The sequence below is a fragment of the Pseudomonas edaphica genome (assembly GCF_005863185.1).
Taxonomy (GTDB): Bacteria; Pseudomonadota; Gammaproteobacteria; order Pseudomonadales; family Pseudomonadaceae; genus Aquipseudomonas; species Aquipseudomonas edaphica.
Genome location: NZ_VBVZ01000692.1, coordinates 1 through 3,052, shown reverse-complemented (window position 1 = coordinate 3,052; position 3,052 = coordinate 1). Strand labels below are relative to the sequence as shown.

The 3,052-nt window shown below is 61.8% G+C and carries 4 protein-coding genes; all 4 read right to left on the bottom strand.

Going from position 1 to position 3,052, the window contains the following annotated elements:
• Window positions 1-935, bottom strand: a 935-nt coding sequence (locus tag FEM54_RS29085; protein WP_171045932.1) for a molybdopterin cofactor-binding domain-containing protein, incomplete at its 3' end; no start/stop codon positions are given.
• Window positions 932-1,423, bottom strand: a complete 492-nt coding sequence (locus FEM54_RS29080; RefSeq protein WP_017135477.1) for a (2Fe-2S)-binding protein — start codon at window positions 1,421-1,423, stop codon at window positions 932-934. The genes FEM54_RS29080 and FEM54_RS29085, both read right to left, overlap by 4 nt.
• A gap of 143 nt (window positions 1,424-1,566) precedes the next feature.
• Complete coding sequence (locus FEM54_RS29075) at window positions 1,567-2,001, bottom strand: MarR family winged helix-turn-helix transcriptional regulator (protein WP_026013564.1); 435 nt, start codon at window positions 1,999-2,001, stop codon at window positions 1,567-1,569.
• 189 nt (window positions 2,002-2,190) lie between these two features.
• Window positions 2,191-3,052: 2,5-dihydroxypyridine 5,6-dioxygenase (locus FEM54_RS29070; RefSeq protein ID WP_138453909.1), on the bottom strand; the 862-nt coding region annotated here is incomplete at its 5' end.

Sequence of the window (3,052 nt, the reverse complement as noted above, 5' to 3'; positions counted from 1 at the left end):
TGATCGAGCACCGTGCGGCGTACCCGTGGGTTGTCGCGGATGGCCTGCTCGACATCGCTCATGTCCGGCAAGGCGTTGTTCCACGGTTTCCAGTGCACCTGAAGTTCGTGGGCGGCCTTGATTGCCTGTTCTTCGCGCATCGCCACTACACCGACAAAATCGCGAATCACCACCACCGCGACAATGCCGGGGATATGCGCGATGGATGCTTCATCCACACTCAACAAACTGTTGCCGACAAACTCACCGCTGTCGAACCCCGCATACGGCGGGCGTACCACGCGACCATGGAGCATGTCCGGCACGCGCATGTCGTGCACATAGGTCAACTCGCCGGTCGCCTTGCCGGGAATATCCACGCGCGCGGCGCCCTTGCCGACCAGACGGTAATCCGCAACAGGTTTTAACGGCGCGTCACCGCTGATGCGCAACTGGTCATGTTGGCCGCTGACCAACTCTGCGTAGGTCGTGGTGCGCCCGTCGGCAGCGTGGACAACCCCGGCTTCAACCTTGAGGCTGCCCGTGCTCACGCCCCAGCGTCCCGCTGCGCGCGCGAGCAAAAAGCGCCGTGCTTCGGCGGCCGCGTTGCGCAGCGGGATCGCCGAAATCTGCAAGGTCGCGCTGGCGATGGTTGCACCCTGGTTGGGCGCACGCTCGGTATCGCCCAGAACCATCTTGACCTGCTCCATGCTCAGGTCCAGCTCTTCGGCCACAATCTGCGCCAGCGACGTGCGAATGCCGGTGCCCAGGTCCACATGGCCGTTAAAGGCATACACCAGGCCGTCATCGTTTACCGCAATGAACAACCCCAGTTCCTTGGGTTTCACGGTCGGTGTGCCGCCCTTGGCCACCGGGCCTGAAGGTGGCAGTACATCATCGACAATCAATAAGACGCCCGACTTGGCCAGCCATTGGTCACGGGAAATATCAGTCATGGTCGGCCTTCCACGCTCAAGAGGTGCGCTGCACGCAGTACGGCGCGCAGGATTTCGATATGGGTGCCGCAGCGGCACAGGTTGCCCGACAACTCATTGCGCACCTGGGCTTCGCTGGGGTTGGGGTTGCGGTCGAGCAACGCCTTGGCCGTCATGATCATGCCGTTGAGGCAATAACCGCATTGTGCCGCCTGCTCCTCGATAAAGGCTTGCTGCACGGGGTGCGGCGCCTGGCGTGTGCCGAGCCCTTCAAGGGTGACAATCTCGCGCCCGGTTGCACCCGCCAGCGGAAACACGCACGAGCGCGCCGCCACACCATCGATGATCACGGTGCACGCACCGCACTCGCCCAGGCCGCAGCCGTACTTGGGGCCGTTAAGCTGCAAGTCATTGCGCAACACCAGCAGCAGCGGCGTATCCGCCATCGCACTGACTTCGCGGATGTGGCCGTTGACCTTGAGGGCAACGGTGATGGGTGGGCTGATCATTCGCTTCGCCTGTATCAGTTGATGAAGCAATCACTACACGAAACAGCCAAAAAAAAGCGCCGCGGAGTTGGGGCCTCGCGACACACTTGGCACGTGAAGTGACTACTACATGAACTCAGAGCAAAAACGATGCCAGCGCCGGTTTATTCCTGCGGGTCGTCGATCATCTTGCGCAGCAGAAACAGCACCGCCACGCGCTCGGCGGGGTTGAGGTTGCTCATGGTCAGCTCGCTGATCTGCGCGGCGCGCGGCGCGGTTTGCGCGACCAGTTCGGCGCCGGCTGGCGACAGGTCAACCACCACCTTGCGCTTGTCCTGGGGATCTGGTTCCAGGGTAATCAGCGCCTTGGCCTTGAGCCGCTCGACGATACCGCGAATGGTCGCCTGGTCGACGGCCGTGGCCTTGACCAGTTCGGTGAGGGAACTTGCACCGTGATCGCGCAGCGCACACAGGGTGACGAACTGCACGGCGGTGAGTTGTGAGTCGCCGACATTCTGCTGAAAAATCGCCAGGTGGCGCTGGTAGGCCTTGCGCAGCAGGTGGCCAACTTGTTCAGAGAAAACGTAGGAATCAGGCACGGCGTGGCTCGGTGAGTGATTAGCGATGGTCGGCATGATGGCGGGGATAGTGAACGGACTCAAGCCTCAAACTAAAGGTGCACGCTCAAACTGTGGGAGCTGGCTTGCCTGCGATAGCGCCGGATCAGCCAGCCGTGATGTGCCTGCCAGACCGTTATCGCAGGCAAGCCAGCTCCCACACTTGAAAACTCAGCGTGCCAGGGACGCTTGCGGTGCAACGACATCGCCGCCGATCACCACCGCCTCATCATCCAGGTACACATCACAATTACGCAGCGGAATATCCATATGGCATGGCGTCTTGCGCGTGCCGCCCACTTCGGTATTCGGCCCGGTGGAGAACAGGAAGTTGCCGTAGAACGCCCGCGCATCCATGCACATGCCATCGTTTTTGTCGTGCAAGCCCATGGCCGTCCACTGCGCCTTTGGCTGCAAGCCCCAGCCGATATGGGAGATGCCGTACACCTCCGGGTCATTGAAATACTTCATGTAATCGCGCAGGTACTCGGCCTCGAAACCGCCGTGGATCTTGGTGATAAAGCCCTTCTCGATCTCCAGGGTGATCTTCTCGCGGGTGTAGGTCTTGAACGGCAGCAGGATGTCACCGATATCCAGCACCAGCACACCTTCGGCGGTTTCTTCGTTGGGCCAGGAGAACAGGAAACCACTCGGCCAGTGGTCCCAGCGCCCAGGCTCGTCGGCAAAACCGTACTCGGTGACCGACGGGTATTGGCCCAGCGCTGCACGGAAATCACTGCCCGCGCGGGACTTGACGTGGATCGAGCGCGCCTTCTTCAGCAACTGCTCGGCCGCCAGCACACGCCCCTTGTCGGCTTCGGTGGGCAGCATGCGCGCCAGCACTTCCGGCGGTTCCACCGCCAGCAGGATACGCGTGCCGGTCTTGAGGATCTGCTCCTGCTCCGGCGAGTGCAGCAGCATCATGGTGTCGACGATCAGGTCGGCGGCCTCCAACGCGCGCTGGGCAGCGATATTGCCGGTGAGTGCGGTGTCGCCGCAGTAGGCGGTCATGTCGTTGCCCATCGCTTTGGGA

What these genes read in the sequence shown, in the direction of transcription:
- FEM54_RS29080 (WP_017135477.1), bottom strand. Translation starts at nt 1,423, where the DNA reads ATGATCAGCCCACCCATCACCGTTGCCCTCAAGGTCAACGGCCACATC.